Consider the following 7,478-nt stretch of genomic DNA (forward strand, 5'->3'; position numbering starts at 1 on the left):
CCCCGAGGCGTCCGATCCACGCCATATCAGTCAGATTGTAAAGCATCTGAACCAGAGAGGTCGCCATGATCGGAAGCGCCAGCCGGGTCAGTGCCGGGGCGATTGCTTCATTCAGCAAATCTACATGATGAGATTTCATTATTTTGCAGAAAGATACTCGTCGATGCCTCTTGCACCTGCTCGTCCGGCTTCCATCGCGAGAATAACCGTAGCCGCGCCAGTCACTGCGTCGCCTCCGGCGTAAACGCCCTCTTTCGTTGTCTTTCCATTGCTCTCATCCGCCACGATACATCTCCAGCGGTTGATCTCCAGACCTTTGGTTGTATTGGAAATCAGCGGGTTCGGAGAAGTACCCAGCGCCATGATAACGGTATCTGCATCGATCGTGAAATCAGAACCGACCACCTCAACCGGACGTCTTCTTCCAGATTCATCCGGCTCGCCAAGCTCCATACGGCGGCATACGATGCCTTTGACCCATCCATTCTCATCCTCGAGAATCTCAACCGGGTTGGTCAGAAGGTCAAAATGGATGCCCTCCTCTTTTGCGTGATGTACTTCCTCCACACGTGCCGGAAGCTCTTTCTCACTTCTTCTATATACAATATGTACTTCTGCACCGAGACGCAGAGCCGTTCTTGCCGCATCCATCGCTACGTTTCCGCCGCCGACTACAACTACCTTCTTCGATTCCATGATCGGTGTGTCATAATCATCGCGGAATGCCTTCATCAGGTTATTTCTGGTCAGGTACTCATTTGCGGAAAATACGCCGTTGGCATTTTCACCCGGAATACCCATGAACTTCGGAAGTCCGGCACCAGAACCGATGAAGACTGCCTGGAAACCTTCTTCATCCATCAGCTCGTCGATTGTGATAGATTTTCCGATAACTACGTTTGTCTCAATCTTAACGCCCAGCTTGCGGACATTCTCGATCTCCGTCTGTACAACGCCGCTCTTCGGAAGACGGAACTCCGGAATGCCGTAGGTCAATACTCCGCCCGGCTCATGAAGTGCCTCGAAAATGGTTACTTCATAGCCCAGTTTTGCCAGATCGCCTGCACAGGTCAGACCTGCAGGACCGGAACCGATGACTGCTACCTTCTTTCCGTTTGTCTTCTCCGGCGCTGCCGGTACAAAACCATGCTCACGGGACCAGTCTGCCACGAAGCGCTCAAGTTTACCAATGGAAACCGCCTCGCCCTTGATACCGCGCACACACTGTCCCTCACACTGGGATTCCTGTGGGCAGACACGTCCACAGACTGCCGGAAGTGCCGAAGAAAGTGCGATGACTTTCGCTGCCTCCTCAATATTTCCCGCTTTTACTTCCTGGATAAACGCCGGAATATTGATGGAAACCGGGCATCCAGCGATACATTTTGCATTTTTACAGTTCAGACATCTCTCAGACTCCGCAACTGCTTCTTCCATATTATAGCCGAGACATACCTCTTTAAAATTAGTCGCACGTACCTTCGGATCCTGCTCTCTGACCGGCACCTTTTTCATCATATCTCTCTTTGCTTCCATTATTTGTCACCTCCGCACTGTCCGCATCCGCCGTGATGAGTATCGCCCTCTTTCAAGCGCAGCATCGCTCTGCCTTCCTGAGTCTTATAAATTCTCTGACGTTCCATCGCCTCGTCAAAATTAACAAGATGTCCATCAAACTCCGGTCCGTCTACGCAGGCAAATTTGACCTGGTCGCCTACGGTGACACGACAGGCACCGCACATACCGGTTCCATCTACCATGATCGGGTTCAGGCTGACAATCGTCGGAATCTCCAGTTTTTTCGTCAGCAGGCAGACAAATTTCATCATGATCATCGGTCCGATTGCAACACAGACATCGTACTTGCGTCCCTGTTTTTCAACTAAATCCTCGATGACACCTGTAACCATACCTTTAATGCCAAAGCTGCCATCATCGGTTGTGATGTAAAGGTTTCCGGCTGCCTTCTCCATCTCCTCGGTCAGGATCAGCAGATCTTTGGTCTTAGAACCTACGATAACATCTACATCAATGCCGTGCTCATGCATCCATTTTACCTGCGGATAAACCGGAGCCGCACCGACGCCGCCGGCTACGAAGAGGTATTTCTTCTTTTTCAGCTCTTCTACATCCTCATGGATAAACTCGGACGGATTTCCAAGCGGTCCTACGAAATCATGGAATGCATCCCCAGCCTTGAGGGTGCTCATCTTCTCGGTAGAAGCTCCCACGGTCTGGAATACGATCGTGATCGTTCCTGCCTGACGGTCAAAATCACAGATGGTCAGCGGGATTCTCTCGCCCTCTTCGCCCATCTTGACGATGACAAATTCGCCCGGCTCACATGCACGCGCTACACGCGGTGCTTCTACAACCATCAGATAAATCTTATCTGCCAGTTTTTCAGCTTTTAAAATCGGGTACATTCTATTCCTCCTTACTGATATATGAACATTTTATTGTTTGACTTTTCAGAATTCTCAATTATTTTACCACTTTGTCCTATTTTTGACAACCTTAGAGCGATTCCTTTTCCAGCTTCCGATATTCCCTGAATTCATAGCACAAATTGAAAAATGTCTGCTCGCCGCTTCGTCTTACCAGTTCCCAGCCTTCTTTCTCCAGATCAACCATGTGTGTGTCTGCCACATAGGAAAAATCAATCCAGGTGATCTGCGCTGTGTCGCAGAACGGAAGGAACTGCCGGTAAACCGACTCGCCGCCGATGATGACGACATCCACATCTGTCAGATGTTTTTCCTGTTTCAGCTCGTCAATCCGCACCAGCGCCTCCTCGACACTGTGGCAGATCTCTGCCCCCTTTACGCTCAGAGCCTTCTTTTTTGTCAAAATCAGGTTGATTCTGCCATCCAGCGGTCGCTGAGCCGGGAAGGTCAGAAACGTTTTATAGCCCATCACGATGATTTTTCCCATCGTTTCCTGCCGGAATAATTTCTGATCCGCCGGGATCACCGTCAGCATCTGCCCTTTATTGCCGATACCCCAGTTCCGATCCACTGCCGCAATCAGCTGAAAATGTCTCGGAAACCGTTCCGGAAACTGTCTTTTGAGTGTCTTCATCATGCTCGCCGCATTGATATAGAATGCCTCGTCTGGCTGTTCTTTCTTATCTACATGAGAATGAAACACGCGCTCCATCTCCCGAAGCGCCGTCTCTTCTTCCGGGAACCGTTTCATAATATCAATCATGGCATCACGGCTGTCACGAAGCTTCTGCATCAGGACATCCCAGATCGTCGCCTTGTCCGCTTCACTGACAAAGCCATAGTGGTTTAAAATAATCTCTTTTGCATCCAATTCCGATGAATACTCGATCGATTCTTCTGCCGCCTTATAGTCTACCAGAAACGACGGCATATAACTCCCATCATGCCCCATGACGCCTACCGTCTCACTGCACAGCATCAACTCATCGTCGATCAGGTAAGACATGGAACATTTCGTGTGGCCGATCGTCGCAAACGCGTAGATCGTATGGTCGCCCAGTTCGATCGTCTCACCGTCCTCCAGCGATACATCAATCTGTAAATCTGCATCGTCATATTCCGAATCCCATGGAAGCCCCGCCGCTTCTGCCGCCTCGCCGCTTAGACGCCGGATCGTCTTCAAAGCGCCCGGTTTCACTAAAATTTCTTTTGCGCGCTCGGAAGCATATGTTTTCACCCCCGGCCATGCTTTCCGCACCGCCGGAAGCCCCGCTACATGATCATAATGGGAATGGGATAAAAGAACCGCGTCTAACTCTGCATCGCCCAGTTCTCTTTTTATATTTTCCACCATCTGATCGGCAGCATACGCCATCCCCGCCTCGAACAGGAGATTGGCTTTTCCCTTTATCAAAAACACCGCACCGCTTCCGCAGCCAGATACATCGATCACCGTCATTGCTTTCTCATCCTTTTTGTTTGAATTTAAAATCGAACTGAGAAAATTTGAACAAAAACAAATCCTCAAATCCATATTTCGTATTTGATTTTACTGGATCTTTATGAAAAATACAAGGACTGGTTCAAATCAGATGAATGTAAGGAATAATAGGGTAACTGTTCACAAATAGGAATTTTCTGAACTGAAAATTCCGTATGATACAGTTCCGGAAGCAGATTTTGCCGATTTGGAATGCGTAGCATCGGCAAAATCCCGTTGCTGGGCACACATGTGTGAGCAGTAACATAATGGGATTTTTAATAACAGAATGCCGCAATTTCATTCCAAACAAACGGAACAATATCTGAGCGGGTGTGGCTGGGATACTCGGACAGATTTTCTAAATTATAAAAAGGATCGGCACCGATATGAAATCGTGTATTTCGTTACACAGATTCCGGATCAGCGCCGATCCTCTGGGTGGTTGGTTTTAATTTAGGGAATTATGGGGACGGGCTGCGCCCCAGCGTGCTCAGTGCCCCAGCTCAAAAAAGCTGCGCTTTTCTTCGCTGGACGGGCTGCGCCCTATAATCCGCCCAGGGAAATCATCTGCTTATGTGCAAGCACAACGCATCTGATTTTCCTGACGTCTTGCACTTCTTATGCCTCAACCATGTATGGATAAGTTACATCCAGGCACGGTACTCTAAGTTCTTTGATGGTTCTCGGGCTTAACCAGCGATACATGTTGATCTCGCTTCCGGCTTTATCGTTGGTTCCTGATGCTCTTGCACCACCGAACGGCTGCTGACCGATAACTGCACCAGTTGGCTTGTCGTTGATGTAGAAGTTTCCGGCTGTTCCTTTGAGTGCATCTTCCATCTTAACGATAGCTTCGCGGTCATCTGCAAAGATTGCTCCGGACAGGCCATAGGAAGTTGCGGTATCGCAGCTTGCCAGAGTCTCGTCAAGTTTGTCATCCGGATATACATATACGGTCATAACCGGTCCAAAGATTTCCTCTACCATAGTCTTGAAGTCTGGCTTCTTAGCCTCAATCAGGGTCGGATATACAAAATATCCCTTGGAATCATCGTATCCGCCGCAGATAACTTCTGCATCCTCGGATGCTTTTGCATAGTCAATATACTCTTTGTTGGTCTTGAATGCGGATGCATCAATAACAGCGCCCATCAGGTTTGTGAAATCAGTTATATCGCCAATTTTAATCTTCTCAATCTCTGCCAGCATACCCTCTTTAACCTGCGGCCAGATGCTTGCCGGAACAAATGCACGGGAAGCTGCGGAGCACTTCTGTCCCTGATACTCGTAGGATGCTCTTGTCAGAGCTGCTACCAGACCCGGTACATCTGCGGAATTGTGAGCAAAGATGAAGTCCTTTCCACCAGTCTCGCCAACCAGACGCGGATATGTTTTGTATTTCTTGATGTTCTCGCCTACTAAGGAGTAAACACCGCTGAACACTTCGGTAGAACCTGTGAAATGGAATCCTGCCAGGTTCGGATCGCTTAATACGTACTTGCTCATGTCAGAACCACGGCTCGGTACGAAGTTGATAACGCCTGCCGGAAGTCCTGCTGCCATCAGGGCCTGCATTACATAGTAATTGGAAAGAACTGCTGTGGTAGCCGGTTTCCAGAGAACTACGTTGCCTGCAATCGCCGGAGCGGTCGGAAGGTTAGCACCGATGGATGTGAAGTTGAATGGGGAAATCGCGGTTACGAAACCTTCCAGTGGACGGTACTCGATGCGGTTCCAAACATTCGGTGTGTTGTTCGGCTGTCTGTCATAAATCTGCTGTAAGTAATATACGTTGAAACGAAGGAAATCGATCAGCTCGCAGGTATCAATCTCAGCCTGATATACAGTTTTGCTCTGTCCTAACATGGTAGCTGCATTTACTTTATATCTCATCGGACCAGCGATTAAATCAGCTGCTTTTAAGAAGATAGATACGCGGTGTTCCATCGGCATCTCGGTCCATGCTTTTCTAGCTGCCAGAGCTGCTGCAATTGCATCCTTTAACTCTTTCTCACCGCCGGAAGCTGCTTCTGCGATTACATGAGCATGGTCATGCGGCATAACTGCTTTGGTCTTTCTCTCTGTCCAAACTTCCTTACCACCGATGATCATCGGAACCTGAACAACCTGTGCGGACTGGCGCTCCAGCTCTTTCTTTAAGCTGGCTCTCTCCGGGCTTCCCGGAAGATATGCTTTTACCGGCTCATTTTTCGGCATCTCTACTTTGAAATATCCATTGCTCATTGCTCATCTCTCCTTTTTGACATTTTGTCTCATTCGTGATTATGATATGAAAATTTTTCTCACTTCATTTTCGTAAAATCTAATTTTTTCTTTTTAATTTTCATATCAGTGAATTTCTATGGCTAAATATTAGCATGTTTTTCATTATATGTCAATACTATTTCATATTTAAAAATACATGCTTTCATTATATTTTTCTGTGCATATCGCATAATCTCTTTGTTTTTTCCTGTATTCAGTTTTGGATTGTAATTTTTATCGATGTTACTGTTCACGCATACTTGCCAAGTAACGGAATTTGCCATGGCTTCGCATTTAAATACGGTAAATTCCTGCTGCCACCACGTTTTCTTACGGCACTTTTGCTTCCAAAAGTGCCCATCCGGGAACAGTAACTATCGATTCTTGTAATTCTGTATGTTTTTTATGCTTTGTTTACGGGACATGGTTTTTGTGGTATACTGATCCAGCCCGAAACAACTCACAAAAGTGAGTTTATCCTGAAAATAATTCACTTATATGAAAAAGGAGTTTGATTATGCTTAAATTAGAACGTACCAGCGTCATGAATCTGGAAAATGCCATGCGCGGTGCCCGCAATCCGATGAACAGCTGGGGACGGATGGACAGCTTTTATGATGAGAATGGCGAATATAAACTGGGACCGAACGATCTCGACCTTGCGAAACGTCTCCGCAAAGCAGGCAGCGACCACCGCAAGTTTCTGCGCCAGGTATTTGTCTCAGTCGATGTGACCGCACCTCTCTACTGGTGGAAAGAATATGATACTTATAAAGTAGCGACCGTCGCCAATTCAACCAGCACGATGCACAAAATTGCCAGCAAACCGTTTTCGATGGACGATTTCAGCTGCGACCACATGACAGCCGGAACACGCGCATTTATGGAAACAGTTATCGCCAAGCTGGAGGCAATCCGCTTGCGTTATCTGGAGACGAAGAATAAGGATGACTGGTATGATATGATCCAGCTGCTGCCGAGCAGTTATAATCAGATGCGGACTTGTTCGTTTAATTATGAGACACTGATTAATATTTATTATGCCAGAAAGGATCATAAGCTGGCGGAGTGGCATACATTCTGTGACTGGATCAAGACCTTGCCGTATGGGGAAGAATTGATTATTGGGGAAGGAAAATAGATAATTAGTTTGATTATCGTGAGAGGGACGGAGAAAAAGCCGCCCGAGCAAAAATGATCAGGTTTCGAGGACTGGGATTTTCTAGGCATCTTCGGTTTGATTAAAAACAGAAAGAAATCCTCACAAAGCAAGTTTGTTGCGG

Annotated in this window: 6 protein-coding genes; 1 reads left to right on the plus strand and 5 read right to left on the minus strand. The window is 47.4% G+C overall.

Annotated features, from left to right (window positions below; translation table 11 throughout):
- The 5 genes from QVO97_RS07210 to pruA all read right to left on the minus strand — a co-directional run.
- The coding region (locus tag QVO97_RS07210; protein ID WP_288189289.1) for a hypothetical protein at positions 1–139 on the minus strand (139 nt) is incomplete at its 3' end.
- Complete coding sequence (gene gltA, locus QVO97_RS07215) at positions 139–1,536, minus strand: NADPH-dependent glutamate synthase (protein ID WP_022359685.1); 1,398 nt, start codon at positions 1,534–1,536, stop codon at positions 139–141. The genes gltA and QVO97_RS07210, both read right to left, overlap by 1 nt.
- A complete protein-coding gene (locus QVO97_RS07220) occupies positions 1,536–2,426 on the minus strand; it encodes a sulfide/dihydroorotate dehydrogenase-like FAD/NAD-binding protein (protein WP_022359686.1) in 891 nt (296 codons plus the stop codon). The genes gltA and QVO97_RS07220 overlap by 1 nt, the downstream gene beginning before the upstream one ends.
- Positions 2,427–2,517: 91 nt before the next feature.
- Positions 2,518–3,906 (minus strand): dihydrofolate reductase, encoded by a 1,389-nt coding sequence (locus tag QVO97_RS12740; RefSeq protein ID WP_022359687.1) that lies wholly within the window; start codon positions 3,904–3,906, stop codon positions 2,518–2,520.
- Between the two features lie 642 nt (positions 3,907–4,548).
- Positions 4,549–6,174: an L-glutamate gamma-semialdehyde dehydrogenase gene (pruA, locus tag QVO97_RS07235; protein ID WP_022359688.1), complete on the minus strand. Its 1,626-nt coding sequence runs from the start codon at positions 6,172–6,174 to the stop codon at positions 4,549–4,551.
- 538 nt (positions 6,175–6,712) lie between these two features.
- Here pruA and QVO97_RS07240 point away from each other — a divergent pair.
- Positions 6,713–7,336, plus strand: a complete 624-nt coding sequence (locus QVO97_RS07240; protein ID WP_022359689.1) for a hypothetical protein — start codon at positions 6,713–6,715, stop codon at positions 7,334–7,336.
- The last annotated feature ends 142 nt before the right edge of the window (positions 7,337–7,478 follow it).

The sequence above is a fragment of the Clostridium sp. CAG:43 genome (genome assembly GCF_000434655.1).
Taxonomy (GTDB): domain Bacteria; phylum Bacillota; class Clostridia; order Lachnospirales; family Lachnospiraceae; genus Otoolea; species Otoolea fessa.